This window comes from Arthrobacter sp. P1_B4 (assembly GCF_056406555.1).
The window spans coordinates 1-20,575 of record NZ_JBFTZW010000019.1 but is presented as its reverse complement, the minus strand read 5'-3'; the positions used below and the strand labels follow the sequence as shown (position 1 = coordinate 20,575).

Below are 20,575 nucleotides of genomic sequence, written 5' to 3'. Positions count from 1 at the left end.
GGCGGCATGGTCGGCAAATGTCAATTGTCTGCCCGAGTCAGTACGGTGGGTGTATGAGTCTTGCGGAGTCAGCGGCATCTTCATCGGCATCACAGCAAACACCCTCCGAATCCCCGGCACCCGACGGTGCGGCCCCGCCGGTGCATCTCCTGCCGGCAAACCACCTCATGGAGACGGTCCTTCCCGTGCGCCCGGCCCTAATCGACCGCGGATCCGCGGCGCGGGCGAAACCCGGAATGCTCGCGGAGCTGGTCGGTTCAGGCGCGGCGCAGGCCGTGGTGCTCTCCGGCCGGCAGGCCCTCGTCAGCGGCAACAGCCTCGTGCTCCTCAACGCGGCCGAGCTCTCCGGGCACCTGGCCGACACCCCGTACGCTCCCGAACACGTGATTTACCTCGGTTCCGCCCTGGCCGGTTCGGACCTCGACGCCGGCACTGAGCTTGTCCTCTTTGTCCTCCCGCTTCAGTTCGAAGTGCAGGCCGAGGAATTTGAGGCTCACGTGGCCGGCGTTCCCAGCGATGCGCAGTGGGTGGGTTTCCGCGAAGTCGCGGCACGCCTGAACGCCACGGACACGGCGTTGTTCATCGAAGCCAGCGCCATCGCCAACTGGCACTCCACCCACACGCACTGCCCGCGCTGTGGCACTCCCACGCAGCCGGAAGCCGGTGGCTGGGTCCGGCGCTGCCCGGCCGATAACTCCGAGCACTTCCCCCGGACGGATCCGGCCATCATCGTCACCGTGGTGGGCCCCGACGGGAGGCTGCTGTTGGGCGGAGGCGGACCGCTCGACGCCCGGAACTATTCGACCCTCGCCGGCTTCGTCGAACCGGGGGAGTCCCTCGAACAGGCCGTGCAGCGCGAAATCGGCGAGGAAGTCGGGGTCCGCGTCACCGCGTCCCAGTACCTTGGATCGCAGTCCTGGCCGTTTCCCGCCTCCCTGATGCTCGGCTTCACGGCCACCACGCCGGACACCGAAGCCCGGCCCGACGGCGTCGAGGTCACCAGGGCACGGTGGTTCAGCCGGAGCGAACTGCAGGACGCCGTCCTCAGCGGCGAGATTGTCATTTCCAGCAGGCTCTCCATCGCCCGGTCCCTTATTGAACACTGGTACGGCGGCGTCATTCAGGACGCCGCGGACAGCGCCTGACACTGCCGTATACAGGCTGACACCGCCTGCCCCTGTCCGCAGGACACCGACTACCGACTGAGCAGCAAAAGTGACCACAGAGAAATTGAACTTCAGCACCATCCCCGGCGGGGAACCGTCGGGCGGCACGACGTCGGGCGATGCCCCGCCTGGCGATGCCCCCGAACCTGACAGCCGTTCGCTGGAGGAACGGATCCTCGGCGGCCTCGACGCCGAGCAGCGCGAGGTCGCCAGCACCCTCCAGGGGCCCATGTGTGTCCTGGCCGGTGCCGGGACCGGCAAGACCCGCGCCATCACGCACCGGATCGCCTACGGCGTGCACTCAGGGGTGTACAGCCCGCAACGGCTCCTCGCTGTCACCTTCACGGCCCGGGCTGCCGCCGAGATGCGCAGCCGGCTCCGTGACCTCGGCGTCGGCAACGTTCAGGCCCGTACCTTCCACGCCGCGGCGCTGCGCCAGTTGCAGTTCTTCTGGCCGCAGGCGGTCGGCGGCACCTTGCCCAACCTGCTGGACCACAAGGCGCAAATGATTGCCGAGGCCGCGCGGCGGCTCCGGCTCAGCACGGACCGCGCCTCCGTCCGGGACCTCGCCTCCGAAATCGAGTGGGCCAAGGTATCCATGCTGACCCCGGCGAACTATCTGGAGAACGCCCAGGGCCGTGGCAATCCGGGCGGCTTCGACCTGACGGCCGTGGCACGGGTCTTCCAGTCCTATGAGGACGTCAAGACCGACCGCAACGTCATCGACTTCGAGGACGTGCTGCTGATCACCGTGGGGATCCTGCAGGAGGACCCAAAGGTGGCAGCGACCGTCCGGGAACAGTACCGGCACTTCGTCGTCGACGAGTACCAGGACGTCTCGCCGCTGCAGCAGCGGCTCCTGGAGCTGTGGCTCGGCGGACGCGACGAGCTCTGCGTCGTGGGCGACGCCAGCCAGACCATCTACTCATTCACCGGCGCCTCCCCGAAGCACCTGCTCGGGTTCAAAGCGATGTATCCCGAGGCCCACGTCGTTAAGCTGATCCGGGACTACCGGTCCACTCCCCAGGTAGTCAGGCTCGCCAACGACCTCCTCGCCGGCCGGCGCAGCGGCGGACCGGTGGCGGACGCCGCCTGGGCCACACCTTTGCAGCTCGTGGCGCAGCGGCCGGCGGGCCCGGTGCCGCGGTTCACCGAATGCTCGGATGACGAGGCGGAGGCCGCCACTGTCGCCGCGCGGATCCGCGAGCTCCTCGATGCCGGAACTCCGGCGAGCCAGGTCGCCGTGCTCTTCCGCACCAACGGGCAGTCCGAAGCCTACGAACAGGCGCTGGCCTCGGCGGGGATCGGCTACCAGCTGCGCGGCGGTGAGCGGTTCTTCGCGCGGAAGGAGGTCCGGGACGCCATCCTGCAGCTCCGGGCCGCGACCCGGGCGGTGGCTGAAACCGCCACGCCCGAGCCGCTCGGGCAGCTGGTCCGGGACATCGTCGCCTCCCTGGGCTACACGGACGCGGCGCCGCACAGCGGCGGCGCTCTCCGGGAGCGCTGGGAATCGCTGGCCGCCCTCGTGGCGCTGGCCGACGAACTCGTGATCAGCAGGGGCCCGCAGTTCTCGCTCCCGGACTTTGTCAACGAGCTCCAGGAACGGTCCCTGGCCCAGCACGCACCGACCGTGCAGGGCGTTACCCTGGCATCGCTGCACGCCGCCAAGGGCCTGGAATGGGACGCCGTGTTCCTGGTCGGGCTGAGTGAGGGCCTCGTGCCGATCTCGTTCGCGGACACTCCGGAAGCGGTGGACGAGGAACGCCGGCTCCTGTACGTCGGGATCACCCGCGCCCGCGAACACCTGTCCCTGTCCTGGTGCACTGCCCGGACACCCGGCGGACGCGCCAACCGCAAGCCCTCGCGCTTCCTGGACGGCCTGCGCCCCGACTCGGTGGCCAGCTCCCACCTGCGGGGCAAGGGCCCGGCGCCGCGCCGGAAGGCGGCCGTTCCGGCGTCGTGCAGGGTCTGCGGCAGCATGCTCTCCAGCGGCGCGGAGCGCAAGGTGGGCCGCTGCAACCAGTGCCCGCCCAGTTACGAGGAACAGACGTTCGACGCGCTCAGGCAGTGGCGGAAGGACGTGGCCCTTGAGGCGGACGTCCCGGCATTCGTCGTGTTCACCGATGCCACCCTGACCGCCATCGCCGAGGCACGCCCCGAGTCGCTGGAGCAGTTGGCCAAACTCGCCGGCGTGGGTCCATCCAAACTGGAGAAGTACGGCGAGGCCGTTCTGACAGTCCTGGCCGAAAGCACGGTTCAGTGACGCCCGGTTCAGTGAAGCCTGGGGGTTCAGTGATGCCCGGTTCAGTTCCGGCTGCCATTCCGCTGACCACCGCCGACGGCGCCCCGGTCGTGGTCCGCCGCTCTGCGCGCCGACGCCGCACGGTCGCCGCGTTCTGGGAGGACGGCACCGCCGTCGTCGCCATCCCCGCGTCCTTCAGCAGGGCGCAGGAACGGGAGTGGGTCCATCGCATGCTGGAAAAACTCCGGCGCCAAGGGGACCGGGCGGCGCGGGGTTCCGGCCGGCGCCGCCCCCGCAGCGATGCCGACCTTGCCGCCCACGCCGCGGATCTGTCGGCGAAGTACCTGGGCGGCAGGGCGGTGCCCTCCTCGGTCCGCTGGGTCACCAACCAGAATTCGCGCTGGGGTTCCGCGACGCCGTCCGAAGGCACCATCCGGCTCTCGGCGAAGCTGCAGCCCATGCCGCAGTGGGTGATCGACTACGTGCTGCTTCACGAACTGGCCCACCTCCTGGTGGCCGGCCACGATGCCGCCTTCTGGCGGTTGCTGACGGCGTACCCGGAGACTGAGCGCGCCAAGGCCTTCCTGGAAGGGGTCTCGTTCGCGACCTCACGCGGCCTGGCGCCCGACGGCGGATACGACGAAGCCCCGGACGGAACCGAAATCCCGGCCGGGGCCGACTAGCGTTCGGCTAGGCCTTGGGCGGTCCGCCGTCGTCCGGTCCGCCGTCCTGACGGCCGTCGTCCTTGGCCGCCGGTTCGTCCGTGCCCTCTGAATCCGCGGTGCCCTCTGAATCCGTCGTTCCCTCTGAATCCGGAGTGCCCTCTGAATCCGGAGTGCCCTCGGTGTCCGTTGCGTCGGCGCCGGCCGGCTCGTCGAACCCTCCGCTAAGCAGTTTCTGCAGGGCGTCATCCACTTCGCTGTCGCTGGCTTCGGCGAGTTTGCGGCGTTCGCTGAAGCCTTGCGGATCTTCCAGGTCCTCTGCCGTGGGAAGCAGATCGGGATGCTGCCAAACGGCGTCGCGGCCGTCGACCCCACGCTCTTCCTTGAGCAAGGCCCACAGTGTGGCAGCCTCGCGGAGCCGGCGCGGCCGCAGTTCGAGTCCCACGAGGGAGGAGAACGCGTGCTCCGCGGGGCCCCCGGTGGCCCGGCGCCGCCGGACGGTTTCGCGCAGTGCGGCGGCGGACGGCAACATCTTCTCGGTCGCACCCCAGGTGAGTTCGTCCACCCAGCCCTCCACCAGGGCCAGCGCGGTCTCCAGCTTTTCGAGGGCCTGCTCCTGGGCGGGAGTCCGCTGCGGCATGAAGACACCCTGCGAGAGCGCCTCCTGGATGCCCTCGGGGTTGCTGGGATCGATCTCGCGTGCCAGTTCTTCGATCTTGGACGTGTCGATGTGGATGCCGCGGGCGTAGGCCTCGATAGCGCCGAGCAGGTGCCCGCGCAGCCAGGGGACCTGGACGAAGAGGCGGGCGTGTGCCGCCTCGCGCACGGCCAGGAACAGGCGGATGTCGTTCTCCGGCAGGCTGAGGCCCTCACCGAATTTCTCCACGTTGGCCGGCAGAAGCGCCATTTCAAGGTCTGCGAGGGGCACGCCAATGTCCGTCGAGCTGACCACTTCGGCCGAGAGCGCGCCGATCGCCTGGCCGAGCTGCATGCCGAAGATCGCCCCGCCCATGTTCTGGATCATCGAGGAGGCGCCGCCCATCATGGACTTCATTTCCTCGGGCATCTGCTCGGTCATGGCGGCCGAGAGCGCATTGGCAATGCTGTTGGCCACGGGCTCGGTCAGCCGCTTCCACGTCCCAAGGGTTTCCTCGACCCATTCGGCGCGGGACCACGCCCGGCCGATCAGTCCCGTGGCCGGAAGCCCTGTGACCTGGTCGAGCCACAGTTCGGCCAGCCGAAGGGCCTCGTCGACCTCCCGCGACTGATGCGCCGTGACCGAGGGGTCGGATCCGCTGGCGGCGACGCGCCGGGCGTTGTCATGTGCCAGCTGCCAATTGACGGGCCCCTCCGAGGGGGCACTCATCATCGCCTGCACCTGGGAGAACATCTGGGCCAGGAGGTTTGGATCGTCCGGGAGGCCTGCCGCCTTGGCGAGCTCGGCGGGGTCGATATTGCCCATGCCCTGCCCGCCCATCAGGTTTTTGAGCATTTCGGCCAAGGGATCCTTGGGTTCCTCGTCGCCATTGGACGGATTGAGTGGGTTGGAGGTCATGATCCCGCCGATCGTCGGTGTGGCTGCTTCTCAACTTCACGGTACCCCTGTGCAAGAGGGGCTGTCTGCCGAAACCGCGCCACGTTCGCTGTAGGCAAAGAGCCGTCCGGGGTCCCGAGCGCGTAGGCTTGGAAGTTGGAATATTTGCACGCGGCAGCCTCGGGTTAGGCTGCGGCCCTGGTGCGTGGTCGCGGTGGCCTCTCGGGCTTGTCCTGGCAGGGCCGCAGCCCCTCGTGCCGGCACGGAGAGGTCGTTCAATGACAATCACCCACGGTGAGCAGCCCGCCAGCGACCCAGCGGCCGGCCCTGCCCGGGGCAGGAGGGCGCGACTGGCTGGCGCCGGCGTGCGGCGCCCGCGCAACAACCGGTCTTCAGCCATGCTTGTCTCGGGGCTGCTTGCCGCCGCGCTGGGCATCACCGCGGTGAGTCTTCCCGTGCCCTACGTGATCGAGTCTCCCGGCCCCACCTTCAACACCATCGGCCAGGATAACGGCAAACCGGTGATCAGCGTCAGCGGCCATGAGTCGTTTCCCGCCAAGGGCAGCCTGGACCTGACCACTGTCTATGTCGACGGCGGTCCCAACGGTTCGGTCAGCGTCTTCGAGGCGTTCTCGGCATGGCTGAACGGGACCAAGGCCGTCTACCCCCAGGAACTGCTGTTCCCCACCGGCGTCACCAAGGAACAGTCCCAGCAGGAGAGCGCCACCGCGATGACCACCTCCCAGGAGAACGCCATCGCCTCGGCACTGAAGGAACTGAAGATTCCGTTCGGGCAGAAAATGCAGGTGGCCGGGCTCCCGGACGACTCCGCCTCGAAGGGACTGCTGCAGGCAGGGGACGAACTTGTCTCCATCAATGACAAGCCCATCACTGCGCTCGGCGTGGTCCAGGCTGAACTGGCCGCCGGCAACGGCAAGCCCGCCAAGGTCATCGTGGAACGCGCCGGCGCCCGGGTGCCAGTCACCATCACGCCGGCCAAAAACAGTGCGGGCCGCTACATCCTCGGTGTCTTGCTGCAGTACAAGTTCACCTTCCCGTTTGATGTCACCATCTCGCTCGACAAGGTCGGTGGCCCCAGTGCGGGCATGATGTTCGCGCTTGGCATCATTGACACCGTCACTCCCGGGGACCTGACCGGTGGCAGGCACATCGCCGGAACCGGAACCATCACCCCGGACGGTGCCGTAGGACCCATCGGCGGGATCGCCCAGAAGATGCAGGGGGCGCGGTCCGGCGGGGCCACGCTGTTCCTGGCCCCGGCGGCCAACTGCGAAGACGTCCTGGGCCACATCCCCGACGGCCTGCAGGTGGTCCGGGTCGAGAACCTCACCGAGGCCCGCAAGGCAGTTGAACTGGCGGCGTCAGGCGGCGACACATCGGGCCTGCCGGTCTGCACCAACAACTAGACTGGCCGCGGAACTAAGCGCCGGCCCCAATCGTGGCACTAATTGACGGCCGCGCCGTCCCGCCGGGACCCTGCTGCAGGGCCCTGACGGAACGGCGGTGACGGCCGTTAGAATGCATCAACCTGCAACACCGGCACTTGGTCGCCAGACTGAGCCACAGCAGCGACTGATAACTAAAAACCAGCAGTAGACGACCAGCTATGAGGTACCGAGTTTGTCCCGTCCCGCCAGCACTGTCCCGCCCGGAAGACCCCAGACACGACGCGGCGCCCTGACGCCGACGCTGATCATCGTGGCCCTGATCGTGGTCGGATTCATCTTCTTCGCCAATGTCTGGACGGATGTCCTCTGGTACCAGCAGCTCGGCTACTTCGAAGTGTTCCTGACCGAGAACCTGGCCAGGATCGTGATCTTCCTGACAGGTTTCGCTGTCATGTTCCTGGCCGTCTTCTTCGCCATCAGGATTGCCTACCATGCGCGGCCGGTGTACGCCCCCGATTCGGAAATCCGGGACAACCTCAACCGCTACCAGGCGCAGCTCGAACCGATCCGCCGCGTCGTGATGGTGGGGCTTCCCATCCTCTTTGGCCTGTTCGCCGGCAGCGCCGCGGCCAGCCAGTGGCAGAAAGTCCTCCTGTTCCTGAACCAGGAGCCATTCGGCCAGAACGATCCGCAGTTCGGGCTCGACATCAGCTTCTACCTCATGACTCTTCCCTTCCTCGGCTTCGTCACCGGGTTCCTCATCAGCGTCACGGTGATCGCTGGCCTTGCCGGCATCCTCACCCACTACCTCTACGGCAGCATCCGGATCATGGAACGCGGGATCTTCACCAGCCGCGCCGCGCAGATCCACCTGGCTGTCACGGGCGCCGCCTTCCTGGTGCTGATGGGCCTCAACTTTTGGCTGGACCGCTACTCCACGGTGCAGAACAACGGCGGGCGCTGGGCCGGTGCGCTGTACACGGACGTGAACGCCGTCATTCCGACCAAGGCCATCCTGGCCGTGGCCGCTGCCATCGTCGCCGTGCTGTTCATCGTCGCCGCGGTCATCGGCAAGTGGCGGTTGCCGGTGATCGGCACCGCCATGCTCATCATCACGGCCATCCTGGCCGGCGGCGTCTACCCGTGGGTCATCCAGCAGTTCCAGGTCCGGCCCTCGGAGCAGACGCTGGAGAACGAATACATCAAGCGGAACATCGCGATGACCCGTGCGGCCTACGGCCTGGATAAGGTCCAGGAAAAGCGGTACAACGCCACCACCAACGCCACCACCGGCGCGCTGGCCCCCGATGCGCAGACCACCGCCAATATCCGGCTGCTGGATCCGAACCTGATCTCGGATGCGTTCTCGCAGCTCGAACAGTACCGGCCCTACTACCAGTTCCCCAGCGCCCTGAACGTGGACCGCTACGAGATCGACGGCAAGATCCAGGACACGGTCATCGCCGTCCGCGAACTTAACCCGGACGGGCTCGCCACGAACCAGCAGTCCTGGCTGAACCGGCACGTGGTCTACACCCACGGCTACGGCGTCGTCGCCGCCAAGGGCAACAAGTTCACCGTGGACGGCAAGCCGGACTTCCTGCAGGCGGGCATCCCGTCCACCGGCGCGCTCGGCAACGATTCGACCTATCAGCCCCGCGTCTACTTCGGCCAGGACTCGCCCGACTACTCGATCGTGGGCGCCCCGGATGGTGCACCGCACCGTGAGCAGGACCGGCCCGCGGCCAAGGAAGGCGACGGCGAGACGCAGTACACCTTCACCGGGAACGGCGGCCCGAATGTGGGCAGCTTCTTCAACAAGATCCTTTACGCGATCAAGTTCCAGTCCTCGGACCTGCTGCTTTCCGACGGCGTGAACGCCGAGTCCCAGATCCTCTACGACCGCAACCCGCGGGACCGCGTCGAAAAGGTGGCGCCCTACCTGACTGTTGACGGCAATCCGTACCCCGCCGTCGTCGACGGCAGGGTGAAATGGATCGTGGACGGGTACACCACCAGCCCGTACTTCCCGTACTCCCAGCAGGAGCAGCTCTCGGCCGCCACGGCCGACTCACAGACCGCCGCGAACCGGACAGTAGCCCTGCCCAACAGCTCGGTGAACTACATCCGCAACTCGGTCAAGGCCACCGTGGACGCCTATGACGGTTCCGTGACGCTGTATGCCTGGGACGACCAGGATCCGGTCCTGAAGGCCTGGCAGAAGATCTTCCCGACGTCGGTGAAGCCGTATTCGGAGATGTCCGGTGCGCTCATGAGCCACGTGCGCTACCCGGAGGACCTGTTCAAGGTCCAGCGCGAGCTTCTGGGCCGCTACCACGTGACCAACCCGGACAGCTTCTACACCAACATTGACGCCTGGTCCGTTCCCAACGACCCCACCGTCAAGGACGAAGTCAAACAGCCGCCGTACTACATGTCCCTGAAGATGCCCGACCAGGACAAGCCGGCGTTCCAGCTGACCTCGTCGTTCATCCCGCAGGTGGTCAACGGCAACGCCCGCAACGTGCTCTACGGCTTCCTGGCCGCGGACTCCGACGCCGGCAACCAGAAGGGCGTCAAAGCGGACAGCTACGGCCAGCTGAGGCTCTTGCAGATCCCGCCGGAGACCCAGGTCCCCGGACCTGGCCAGGCGCAGAACAAATTCAACTCCGACCCCACCGTTTCGCAGGCCCTTAACCTGTTGCGCCAGGGTGCGTCGGCGGTGCTCAACGGCAACCTCCTGACCCTGCCGGTCGGTGGCGGCATGGCGTACGTCCAGCCCGTCTATCTGCGCTCCACGGGGGAGACCTCCTACCCGACGCTGCAGCGGGTCCTGGTGGCCTTCGGCGACAAGATCGGGTTCGCGCCCACGCTGGACGAGGCCTTGAACCAGCTCTTCGGCGGAAATTCGGGGGCCGCAGCAGGTGACTCGGCGAACAAGGGACAAACACCGGCCACGCCCGCCACGCCAGGTGGGGCCACTCCGCCGCCTGGGACTACCGATGCGAAGGCAGACCTGAAGGCCGCGCTGGACGAGGCCAATGCGGCGATCAAGGCCGGCCAGGACGCCCTCGCGAAGGGCGACTTCGCGACCTATGGCGAGCAGCAAAAGAAGCTGAACGCTGCCTTGCAGAAGGCGCTCGAGGCCGAAGCGAAGCTGGAAACACCTGCGGCGCCGGCGGGCACCGCCACGCCGTCGCCCTCTCCGTCGGCGACGGCGGGCGGCTAACGCTGCGCAGGCTGTGAACGGTGCGACAGGCCGGGTTTGCCCCTCCGGAGGGGCAAACCCGGCCTGTGGCGTAGACGGACCGGATTCGATCCCTGTGCGGCCTTGGCCGGCCGGGCCCGGGAGGCCCGGGCGGACGCTCTCGCGGACGGCGAGATGCACATCACGTCGCCTCGATTTGGCCTCAAGTTCACCGGCAGGTAGAGTTGATCTTGCGACGCGGGGTGGAGCAGTTCGGTAGCTCGCTGGGCTCATAACCCAGAGGTCACAGGTTCAAATCCTGTCCCCGCAACTGGAGAAAAGGTCCGGAACACTGGAAACAGTGTTCCGGACCTTTTGCTTTAAGCCGCTGGGGACGGTCCGGAAGCCGGAAACCGGGAAACCGGTCATAGGACAAAAGGGGCGACCCCTCGAGCGGCCCGGCCCGCAGTCCATCGACCTGGATGGGCCGGACTGGACGCCAGCTGGGCCGGACTGGGCACGTGGTCAGGGCGGTCCGGAAACTAGGGTAGAGTTGATCAAGCGACGCGGGGTGGAGCAGTTCGGTAGCTCGCTGGGCTCATAACCCAGAGGTCACAGGTTCAAATCCTGTCCCCGCAACTGGAGAAAAGGTCCGGAACACTGGAAACAGTGTTCCGGACCTTTCGCTTTAAGTCCGCGGTGGCGGGCAACGCCGGCGGCGCCCCTGTGCCGGCTCTCAGCCGTCCTTGAGCCGCTGATAGGTTGCCAGCGCCCGCGCCCGGGACTCTGCAAGGTCCACGATCGGTGCGGGGTAGCCGGGGGCGGCGCTGTCGGCCTTCCAGGGCTCGTGGACGGTTTTGTCGTCCAGCGCGGCGAGCTCGGGAATGTACCCGCGCAGGTAACGACCGGCGGCGTCGAACTTCTTGCTCTGCGTGACCGGGTTGAAGATCCGGAAGTACGGCGACGCGTCGGCACCCGAGCCCGCCACCCACTGCCAGTTGGCCGGATTGCTCGCGGCATCGGCGTCCACCAGCGTGTCCCAGAACCAGGCCTCGCCCAGCCGCCAGTCGGCCAGCAGGTTCTTCACCAGGAAGGACGCGGCCGCCATCCGCACGCGGTTGTGCATCCAGCCCGTCTGCCAGAGCTGGCGCATGCCCGCGTCCACCATCGGGTAGCCCGTACGGCCCTGCTGCCAGGCCTGGAGCTCGTCGCCCGACGCCGGCTGCCATTGAAAGCGGTCGAACTCCGGCCGGTAGTTCTGTGTCGCCAGATCCGGATTCTCGTACAGCAGCTGCCAGCAGAATTCCCGCCAGCCAAGTTCGGAACGGAAGATCCCGACGTCGGCCGGCGCCCCCGCCGCAAAGCTGTGGCGCAGCGTGTGCCAGATCCGGAAGGGGCTGATTTCGCCAAAGCGCAGATGCGGGGAGAGCCGGCTGGTGCCCTCGACGCCCGGGACGTCGCGGCCGGTGCCGTATTCTGCGGCCGGGCCGTCCACGAAGTCCTCGAGGCGGCTGAGGGCGCCGGCTTCTCCCGGCGTCCAGGTGTCGGCCAGCCCCGGGCTCCAGTCCGGGCTCCGGGGGAGCAGGCCCCAGCTTTCGAGCGGTTCGCTCGCCGGCAGGCCGCCGCTCTGGGTGCGTGCAGGGCCCGGCAGCTGGTCCGGAGCAGCCAGCGGCTGCCGGGGCTCGGCACCGGCCAGGCAGGCCTTCCAGAACGGCGTGAAGACCTTGTAGGGGCCCCCGCCGCCGGTGCGCACGGTCCAGGGCTCGAACATGAGGTTCGCCTGGAAGCTCGTGGCGTTGAGGCCCTCCCCGCCGGCCCAGCTCTTCAGGCCGGCGTCGACGGCGCGTTCAGGGCCGCCGTAGCGGCGGTTCCACAGCAGGGCGTCTGCCGACGTTTCCACCGCGAGGTCCTGGATGACCCGGGCGGCGGGGCCGCGGCGGAGCACCAGCCGCGAGCCCGTGGCCTCGAGCGCGGCGGCCAGGCCGGCCAGGGAATGGTGGAGCCACCACTTCACCGCGCCGCCCAGCGGCCGGATGCCGGGTGACTCCTCATCCAGGACATAGACGACGGTCAGGGGTTGGTGCAGGGCAGCGGCCTCCGCCAGAGCCGGATTGTCATCCAGCCGGAGGTCATCACGGAGCCACACAAGGGTCGCAGACATGGATCCACGGTACACGCGCGCCCGCCGCCGCGGGCGCCTGTGCGGTGAGACATGGGGCCATGCAGGGCACAACGAGGGCCGGGCCCCGGCGGGCGATCCTGAGGTGTCAGGTTCGTCCGCCGGAGCCCGGCCCCGGGCCCGAAGCGTGCAGCAGTCCTGCGGAAGCGCCGGACCGGCGGGTCAGAGCTTGTCGAAGTCGGCCTCCTCGACCGTGGAACCGGACTCGGCGCTCTTTTCGCCGGTGCCGATGGCAGCGGGGGCGCCGCCGGACTTCAGCGCTGCCAGCCGGGCTTCGATCTCGGTCTGCTCGCCAAGATCTTCCAGCGAATTGAACTGGGCGTCCAGGCTCGACTCGGCGAGCTCCTGCTGGCCGCGGACCTTGGCTTCCTCGCGGCGGATCTTCTGTTCGAAGCGGCCCACCTCGGAGGTGGGGTCCATGATGTTGATGCTCTTGAGGGCATCGTGGACCTGGCTCTGGGCCTGCACGGTCTTGGACCGGGCCACCAGCTCATTGCGCTTGCTGGTCAGTTCGTTGAGCTTGCCCTTCATCTGGTCGAGGCCGTGCTTGAGCTTGTCCACCACCTCGGTCTGGGACGCGATGCTCGGCTCGGCGGCCTTGGCCTCGTTCTCGGAACCCATCTGGCGCTGCAGGGCCACCTTGGCCAGGTTGTCGAACTTCTCGGCATCGCCGACGTCGCCCTTCGCCCGGTATTCGTCGGCCTTGCGCGAGGCTGCGAGGGCCTTTCTGCCCCAGTCCTGGGCGTTGCGGACGTCCTCGTTGTAGTCGTCCTGGAGCATGCGCAGGTTGCCGATGGTCTGGGCCACGGCGGACTCCGCCTCCGCGATGTTGTTCGTGTAGTCACGGACCATCTGGTCCAGCATTTTCTGCGGATCTTCGGCCTGGTCCAGCAGCGAATTGATGTTTGCCTTCGCCAGCTGCGCCATGCGGCCGAAAATGGACTGCTTAACCATGGTGTTACCTTTCGTCCTGCTCCGTTGTCTCACTGATTCCAGTGATCGATGATGTATCGCATCTATCCGCTGTCCGGGCCCGTGCGGCCGGCGCGTGGTCTGTCGAGTTTCCTGCTACTGCTTTCCCACTGTGTCCCCTGCGGGGTGGCGAACAGGCTAGAAACTTCCGGAGTCCCCGCCACCGAAGTCTCCGCCGCCGCCAAAGTCGCCGCCGCCCCAGCCGCCGCCGGAGTCATCGCCGCCTCCGCCGCCCCAGCCGCCTCCGCCTCCGCCGCCGCCCCAGCCTCCGCCGCCTCCGCCGTGGAGGATCGAGTTGATGAGGATTCCGCCGAGGATCGCGCCGCCGAGGCCGCCCCCGCCGCTGCCGCCGAACATGCCGCCCCGACCGTAGCCTTGGCCCTGGTTGGCGTAGCCGCCGAATTGGTCGACGTCGGACTGGGCCAGCTGCGCGGCCTGTGCCGCCAGCGCGTAGGCCTGCTGTGCGTACTGCAAGGCCGTGACGGGGTCGGTGCGGGAAATGGAGAGCGCATAGTCCAGGTTCCGCTGGGCTTCCGCCAGGCGTGTGCGCGCGTCGGTGCCTACGCCGCCGCGGCGGGCGGTGATGTAGTCCGACGTCGCGCTGATCTGGGCCTGGGCCGACATGATGCTCTGCTGCAGTGAGGCCTGGGCCCGGCGCGCCTGGTCCTGCTGGTCGCGGATTCCGGCCAGGGACTGGTCGAGTGCCTGGTGGGCCGTGACGACCCGTTCCAGCGTCGCGATCGGATCAATCTTGCCGCCCTGGATTTCCGTTTTGACCTGGGCGAGCGCGGCTTCCGCCGCAGCCACGGGGCCGGCAAGTTCCGGATGGGCGCCGGACTGGGTCATCGCCTTCGCCTGGGCCAGGTCCTGCGCGGTATCGACGACGGCGGCTTCGAGGCTGTTGCGTGCCCCGTCGAGGCTGCCGGCCACCTTGGTGATGGCGCCGATCAGCACGTTCGTCTGGTGCAGGCTCTCCTCGGCGGCGCGGACGGCGACCGCGGCGAGGCTGCTTTCACCCGCGGCGAGCTTTTCCTGCGCCGCCGTGGAGGCGTTCTGCACGAAGTCGAGACGTTCCTTGGCCTGTTTGATGTTGTCCGCGACCTGGACCAGGGCGCTCTCGGCGTACTTGGCCCGCAGATCGGTCAGTGACTGTTCGGCGGCGGCAAGCTTTGCCTGGGCGTCCGCGGCGCCGGCGCCGACGGCGGCGAGGGCCTGCGGGGCGTTCTTTTCCAGCTCCCGGAGGGAATCGAAATCGGCTTTCTGTTCCTGCAGCGATGCCAGCGCGGCTTCGGAGCGGCCGATGATTTCAACGAGCCAGCTCCGTTGCTGCTCCTCGGTGTCGGGGATGTGGTCGTCAAGCTGCTGCTGCAGCTTGAACGATTCCGTCATGTGGCCCTTGGCCTCCTGCAGAGCCTTGGTGAAATTGCCCACCGCGGCGTCCCCGTATTGGGCCTGGGCGAATCCCAGCTCCTGCTCGCTGGACTTGATGGCGTCATCGGCCTCGATCAGCAGCGAATCGCTCTTCCGGCGCAGCTCGGCCACGCTGAGCCCCGCCAGCGGGTCCGGCTGCCCGCCCTGGGCCCCGGCTGACGCCCCCGAACTTTGCAGGGCCTTCTTCCGGCGGCTGCGCAGGTACAGATACGTTCCCGCACCGCCCACAGCCACGACGCCGACTCCCACGAGGACGGCGCTGCCCGCTCCGGCGCCGGACGGCACCGTTCCGCTGCCGCCGCCCGCCGCGTCGCCCACCGCAGCGGCCGTGTCAATGGCTGCCTGGGCGAAGTCGCGCTTTCCGCCGGCCAGGTTCGGCACGATGGCGTTCTGGACGATGGTGGACGTCTTGGGATAGATGGCGCTGGCCGAGCTGGGGGAGAAGTAGTACTTGCCGTCGTCGGACATGGTCAGGATGACGTCGGCCTTGCCCATGCCCTTGTTGGTCGCGACGGCCTGGGCCCACGCCTTGGGTTCGGCCGGATTCTCGAACGTCTTTGCCGTGATGACGTAGAGGTTGTACTTGTGGTCCTTGAGGAGCTTCTGGATGGCGTCCTGGACTTCGGCCTTGCGGCTGCCGAGCACGTTCGCACTGTCCACGATGTTCTGCCCGGACGGAATGGCCACCGGATCTTCGGCGAGGGCCGGAGCGGCGGGGAGCGCCAGCAATCCAGCGACGCCAAGGACGGCGAGGAAACGATTCAACTTAGACCGCATGTGCAACCCTTCAGCACTTCTGGGACCGGTTCGGTCGAACCAGCCGTCACAGAAAGCAGCAGCGCCCCCACGCAGATGTAAAGCCGCAGGTCGCTGTGGCATTTCCATTTGATTCTATGGTGCACCCAAAAGGCAGTCCACCTAGGGGAATATGCCACCAGCGAAACGGGCTTAAACTGGGAAACACGGGCCCGCAGGCCGCAAACTGTCCGTTCAGGAACCTCCCAGCAAATGTCCGCTCTAGTGTCAGCCTGAGCGTTCATAGTTATAGGCAGACGAGGACGAAAGGAAGTCTCATGACTGAGAACCCAGTGCCGGGTGTGTCACCGGAGCCGACACAACAGAACCAGGAACCGGCGGGAGTGCGGGAGGGCTCGCCGGAGCAGCCGCCTGCCGGCCGCGCGCCTGAGGCGGCACCGGGAAGTCCGGCATCCGAAAGCACGACGTCCGAAAACTCAGTAGTCGGAAGCCCGGCGCCCGAGAACCCGACCCTCCGGCTGGACCGCGCCGAGGACGGCGCGCCGCGTCCGGTGTACCAGCAGCAACAGCCCTCCGCCGCGGATACCCAGCAGATCGGCGCCCCGGCCCAGCAAACCGGCCCGTACGGCGGGTTCTCCCAGTCCGGCCAGGGCCAGCCCGCCCAGCCCGGCCACCCGCCCTACGGCCAGTCCCAGCAAACCCCGTACGGGCAGTCGCCGCAAACCCAGTACGGCCAGGCCCACTACGGCGCCAACCCTTACGGCGGCCAGCCGCAGCCGGGTCCGTCCTACCCTTCCGGCCCCGGCTTTGCGAACGACCCGGCGCACGCCCCCAAACGCAAGGCGGCATTCGGCGTCCCCACCCTCGTGGCCAGCATCGTGGCCGCCGGCCTGATCGGCGGCGGCGTGGTGGCCGGCAGCAACGCCCTGCTGGGCGATCGCCTTTCCCCGTCCGCCGCGAGCAACACGAGCCAGGCCGGTCCGGTGATCGTCAACAACAGGGAAGACGTCAACGCCATCAGCGCCGCCGCCCTCAAGGCTTCCCCCAGTGTGGTGACCATCAAAGCGACCAGCGGCAGCGACGGCGGCACCGGCAGCGGGATCATCCTCGACACCCAGGGCCATGTGCTGACCAATACCCACGTGGTGACGCTCGACGGCAAGGCCGCGAACGCCACCATGGAGGTCCGGACGAGCGACGGCAAGGTCTACTCCGCGAAGATCGTCGGTACCGACCCGCTTTCCGACCTCGCCGTGATCAAGATCGACAACCCCTCGGGACTGGTCCCGGCAACTCTCGGTGACTCGGGCAAGCTGAACGTCGGTGACACCGCCGTCGCCATTGGATCGCCGCTGGGACTTACCGGCACAGTCACGGACGGCATCGTCTCAACCCTGAACCGGACCATCAGCGTGGCATCCTCGGCTGCGCCGAAGGGCGGTGCGGACAACTCCCAGGGCGGTGACCAGGGCTTCCAGTTCGCGCCCCCCGGCGGCGGCGAGACTCCGAGCACCGCGGATCAGGGATCCATCTCGATCAACGTAATCCAGACGGACGCGGCCATCAACCCGGGTAACTCCGGCGGCGCGCTGGTGAACACCAAGGGCGAAATCATTGGCGTCAACGTCGCGATCGCCTCCGCCGGCGGCGACGCGGCCAGCGGAAGCAGCAGCGGCAACATCGGCGTGGGCTTCAGCATCCCCATCAACAACGCCAAGCGCGTGGCCCAGGAGATCATCAGCGCCGGCAAAGCCACCCACGGGCAGTTCGGGGTCAGCGTGAAGCCCAAGGCCGCAGGCTCGTCCTCCTCCGGGTTCTCGGTGGGCGCGGAGGTCGCGACCGTCGAGTCCGGCTCGGCCGCAGACAAGGCCGGCATCAAGGTCGGCGACGTCGTGACGAAGTTCCAGAACCTGACCATCAGCGATCCCAACCAGCTCACCGCGGCGGTGCGGGAACAGGCCGCCGGGGCCACGGTCAAGGTGACGGTGCTGCGCGGCGGCCAGCTCAAGGACGTCGACGTGACGCTCGGCGCTGCAGCCGAGCAGTAGAGCTGAGCGGAAGCAAACAGCGCAGCTGTAAATCAAGGCAGCAGCAAACAGGCCGGGCGGCACCGAAAAGGTGCGGCCCGGCCTTTGCCGTCCCGGGCCAGTTCACTGACACAGACCTTAACCCTGGCCGCGCTGCCCGGCGGCTATATGGTTAGCTAGGAACAGCCCGGCTGCCGGGCATTCCGTGGCCATGACCCCGTCAGGGGCGGCTGTCCACCCGCATGGAAGGCTGCTGTAGACACAGTGGAAGAAACTCTGAAAATCATTGTGCTGGTCAAGCACGTCCCGGATGCGCAGTTCGACCGCCACCTCACAGGTGAGGCCAACACGGTGGACCGCTCCGAAAGCATCCTGTCCGAACTGGATGAATACGCCCTGGAAGCTGCGCTGCAGCTGACCGAGGCCCGCGGCGGAGAAGCGGCCGGCAACAAGGTCATTGCGCTGAGCATGGGCCCGGCCGGGGCAGTCAATGCGGTGAAGAAGTCCCTCCAGATCGGCGCCACGGAAGGCGTGCACCTCAGCGATGAGGCCCTGGCCGGTTCGGATGCCGCGGCCACGTCGCTGGCGCTGGCCGCCGCGATCCGCCACCTGGGCGCGGATGTCCCCGCGGACCTCATCCTCACCGGAATGGCCTCCACGGACGGCGAGACCTCGCTGGTCCCGGCACAGCTCGCTGAGCGGCTGGGCCTCCCGCAGGTAACCTTCGCTGCGTCCCTCGAGCTCGACGCCGGCAAGCTCACCGCCCGCCGCGACGGCGACACCCACGCGGACACCATCGAGGCCACACTCCCGGCCGTCGTTTCCGTCACCGACCAGATCAATGATCCGCGGTACCCGAACTTCAAGGGCATCATGGCGGCGAAGAAGAAAACCATCACCACCTTGAGCCTTGCCGACATCGGCGTGGACGCCGCCCAGGTGGGCCAGGCCGGTTCCTGGACCGCCGTCGAGACCGCAGAGGCCCGCCCGCCGCGGACGGCCGGCACCATCATTACCGACGAAGGCGACGCCGGCATCCAGCTGGTCGAGTTCCTGGCCGCCCAGAAGCTGCTCTAAAGGGGATTATCCGAACATGGCAAAAGTACTCGTTTTCATCGACAACCCCGGTGCGGCGCTGAAGAAGTCGAGCCTGGAACTGCTCACCATCGCCCGGTCCCTGGGCGAGACCGTCGCCGCCGTCAACGGCGAACTGCACGACGACGCCGCCTCGACCCTGGCCGCGTACGGCGCCCAGGCACTGTACCGCCCGTCCGCCACGGACCTCGACGACTACCTCGTCGGACCCAAGGCGGCATTCCTGGCCGCGGCCGCCGCCGCCGCCGGTGCGGGCGTGGTCCTGGCCGAGAACTCGGCCGAGGGCAAGGAAATCGCCGCCCGGCTCGGCATCAGGCTCGGCGCCGGCGTCATCACCGACGTCGTGGCCGTGGATCCCGACGGAACGGCGCACAAGTCGGTCCTGGCCGGGTCCTACACCAGCGCCGCGAAGGCGGTGACACCCGTTTCCGTGCTGACCGTGAAGCCCAACAGCATCACGCCCGAGCCCGCGGTCACCGGCACGGCGCCGGAGAGCATCACTGTCCAGGTTCCTGACGTGACCGCGGCTGCCGCACGGGTTACGGCGCGCACCGACAAGCCTGCCAGCGGACGCCCCGATCTGTCCGAGGCGCGGATCGTCGTGGCCGGCGGCCGTGGCGTGGACGGCAACTTTGGTCCGCTGGAGGAACTCGCCGACGCCCTCGGCGCAGCCATCGGAGCCTCGCGGGCGGCCACGGACGCCGGCTGGATCGGCCACGACGCGCAGATCGGCCAGACCGGCAAGACCGTCGCACCGCAGCTCTACATCTCCGCGGGCATTTCCGGAGCCATCCAGCAGAAGGCAGGCATGCAGACCGCGAAGGTGATCGTGGCCGTGAACAAGGACGCCGAATCGCCGGTTTTCGAGATCGCGGACTTCGGCATTGTGGGCGACCTCTTCCAGGTCCTGCCGCAGGCCACCGCCGAAATCAAGAAGCGCAGAGGCTGACCGCATGAGCACCACCGCCGTCCCGGCACAAAGCCCGTTCGACCCGGAGACCACCCGGATTGAGCGGGTGCTTTGTTTCACGGCCCACCCGGACGACATCGATTTCGGCGCAGCCGGCACGGTTGCAGCCTGGACCGCCGCCGGAGTCCAGGTCAGCTACTGCATCATGACCGACGGCGACGCCGGCGGCTTTGATCCGGAGCAGCGCGAGGAAATTGTGCGGCTGCGCGTTGCGGAGCAGGAGCGCGCCGCCGCCCTGGTCGGCGTCACAGACATCCATTACCTGCACCAGCGTGACGGCTACCTCGAACCCTCGCATGAGGTGATGCGCGAGGTGGTGCGCCTGATCCGGCAGCTCCGGCCCGACGTCGTGCTCTCCATGCATCCGGAACGCAACTGGAACCGGATACAGAAGAGCCATCCGGATCATCTCGCCGTGGGGGAGGCGGTGACCCGCGCCGTGTACCCCGCGCTGGAAAACCCGTTCGCATACCCGGAACTGGCCGAGTCCGGGCTGGAGGCCTACAAATTGCCCTGGCTGTGGCTCTTCGCCGGGCCGGAAGAGCGCGAAAACCACTTCGTGGACGTCACCGGGCATGTGGAGAGCAAGCTGGCCGCCATCCACATCCACGTCAGCCAGCACCCCGACGTCGACGCCATGGAGCGCACGGTCCGCGGCCTCATGCTCGGCACCGGGGCCCGCGCCGGACTTCCCGCCGGGCGCAGCGCCGAGGCGTTCCATGTCGTAACAGTCAACGGCCAGGGGACCATCGCCGGTTTCTAGTGTTGCTGCAGCACAACCTCTGCCATATGCTGGCCTCTGTTTAAATCATATTTATTGATGGAAGGCAGACTTTGATGGCGAAGACTGCGCAACACCCCGTTCTTGTGATCATGGGCGTCTCCGGATCCGGCAAATCAACTGTCGCGGGACTTCTGGCCGGCAGGCTGGGCTGGGACCTGGCC

The 20,575-nt window shown here is 67.6% G+C and carries 13 protein-coding genes, 2 tRNA genes and 1 pseudogene; 12 read left to right on the top strand and 4 right to left on the bottom strand.

The window, feature by feature from the left end; translation table 11 throughout:
• Positions 1-53 precede the first annotated feature (53 nt).
• The 3 genes from nudC to AC1D1W_RS09695 all read left to right on the top strand — a co-directional run bounded on the left by nudC (position 54) and on the right by AC1D1W_RS09695 (position 4,091).
• Positions 54-1,145: an NAD(+) diphosphatase gene (gene nudC / locus AC1D1W_RS09705; RefSeq protein ID WP_243181167.1), complete on the top strand. Its 1,092-nt coding sequence runs from the start codon at positions 54-56 to the stop codon at positions 1,143-1,145.
• A gap of 181 nt (positions 1,146-1,326) precedes the next feature.
• Complete coding sequence (locus AC1D1W_RS09700; RefSeq protein ID WP_476943556.1) at positions 1,327-3,429, top strand: ATP-dependent DNA helicase UvrD2; 2,103 nt, start codon at positions 1,327-1,329, stop codon at positions 3,427-3,429.
• Positions 3,430-3,461: 32 nt separating this feature from the next.
• On the top strand, positions 3,462-4,091 hold the full coding sequence (locus AC1D1W_RS09695; protein WP_476943546.1) for a M48 metallopeptidase family protein: 630 nt from the start codon (positions 3,462-3,464) through the stop codon (positions 4,089-4,091).
• Between the two features lie 7 nt (positions 4,092-4,098).
• Here AC1D1W_RS09695 and AC1D1W_RS09690 read toward each other — a convergent pair whose 3' ends face one another.
• Positions 4,099-5,625 carry a zinc-dependent metalloprotease gene (locus AC1D1W_RS09690; RefSeq protein ID WP_476943545.1) on the bottom strand — a complete coding sequence of 509 codons (1,527 nt, stop codon included), beginning with the start codon at positions 5,623-5,625 and terminating at the stop codon, positions 4,099-4,101.
• A 257-nt stretch (positions 5,626-5,882) separates the two neighbouring features.
• Here AC1D1W_RS09690 and AC1D1W_RS09685 point away from each other — a divergent pair, with 257 nt between their 5' ends.
• From AC1D1W_RS09685 to AC1D1W_RS09670, 4 genes are all read left to right on the top strand, one after another.
• The gene (locus tag AC1D1W_RS09685) at positions 5,883-7,031 is read left to right on the top strand and encodes a YlbL family protein (protein WP_243181170.1); all 1,149 of its coding nucleotides are present in this window, start codon (positions 5,883-5,885) and stop codon (positions 7,029-7,031) included.
• Positions 7,032-7,245: 214 nt separating this feature from the next.
• Positions 7,246-10,242, top strand: coding sequence for a UPF0182 family membrane protein (locus AC1D1W_RS09680; protein WP_243181171.1), 2,997 nt, complete (start codon positions 7,246-7,248; stop codon positions 10,240-10,242).
• 215 nt (positions 10,243-10,457) lie between these two features.
• Positions 10,458-10,531 (top strand) — tRNA-Met (locus AC1D1W_RS09675).
• A 234-nt stretch (positions 10,532-10,765) separates the two neighbouring features.
• A tRNA-Met gene (locus tag AC1D1W_RS09670) sits at positions 10,766-10,839 on the top strand.
• Positions 10,840-10,936: 97 nt separating this feature from the next.
• On the opposite strand, the gene AC1D1W_RS09665 is transcribed toward AC1D1W_RS09670, so the two are convergent.
• From AC1D1W_RS09665 to AC1D1W_RS09655, 3 genes are all read right to left on the bottom strand, one after another.
• Entirely contained in the window at positions 10,937-12,361 is a 1,425-nt protein-coding gene (locus tag AC1D1W_RS09665) for a cryptochrome/photolyase family protein (protein WP_476943544.1), read from the bottom strand.
• Positions 12,362-12,541: 180 nt separating this feature from the next.
• Positions 12,542-13,333 carry a PspA/IM30 family protein gene (locus AC1D1W_RS09660; protein WP_223913934.1) on the bottom strand — a complete coding sequence of 264 codons (792 nt, stop codon included), beginning with the start codon at positions 13,331-13,333 and terminating at the stop codon, positions 12,542-12,544.
• Between the two features lie 156 nt (positions 13,334-13,489).
• The gene (locus AC1D1W_RS09655; protein WP_476943543.1) at positions 13,490-15,559 is read right to left on the bottom strand and encodes a TPM domain-containing protein; all 2,070 of its coding nucleotides are present in this window, start codon (positions 15,557-15,559) and stop codon (positions 13,490-13,492) included.
• Between the two features lie 296 nt (positions 15,560-15,855).
• Between AC1D1W_RS09655 and AC1D1W_RS09650 the strand changes: the two genes are divergently transcribed.
• The 5 genes and pseudogenes from AC1D1W_RS09650 to AC1D1W_RS09630 form a co-directional block, all read left to right on the top strand.
• The gene (locus AC1D1W_RS09650; protein WP_476943542.1) at positions 15,856-17,586 is read left to right on the top strand and encodes a S1C family serine protease; all 1,731 of its coding nucleotides are present in this window, start codon (positions 15,856-15,858) and stop codon (positions 17,584-17,586) included.
• A gap of 255 nt (positions 17,587-17,841) precedes the next feature.
• Positions 17,842-18,642, top strand: a complete 801-nt coding sequence (locus AC1D1W_RS09645) for an electron transfer flavoprotein subunit beta/FixA family protein (RefSeq protein WP_230008547.1) — start codon at positions 17,842-17,844, stop codon at positions 18,640-18,642.
• A 16-nt stretch (positions 18,643-18,658) separates the two neighbouring features.
• Positions 18,659-19,609: an electron transfer flavoprotein subunit alpha/FixB family protein gene (locus AC1D1W_RS09640; RefSeq protein ID WP_223913937.1), complete on the top strand. Its 951-nt coding sequence runs from the start codon at positions 18,659-18,661 to the stop codon at positions 19,607-19,609.
• 4 nt (positions 19,610-19,613) lie between these two features.
• The gene (locus AC1D1W_RS09635; RefSeq protein ID WP_230008546.1) at positions 19,614-20,393 is read left to right on the top strand and encodes a PIG-L deacetylase family protein; all 780 of its coding nucleotides are present in this window, start codon (positions 19,614-19,616) and stop codon (positions 20,391-20,393) included.
• A gap of 74 nt (positions 20,394-20,467) precedes the next feature.
• Positions 20,468-20,575, top strand: a pseudogene (locus tag AC1D1W_RS09630) (gluconokinase); the annotation flags it as partial.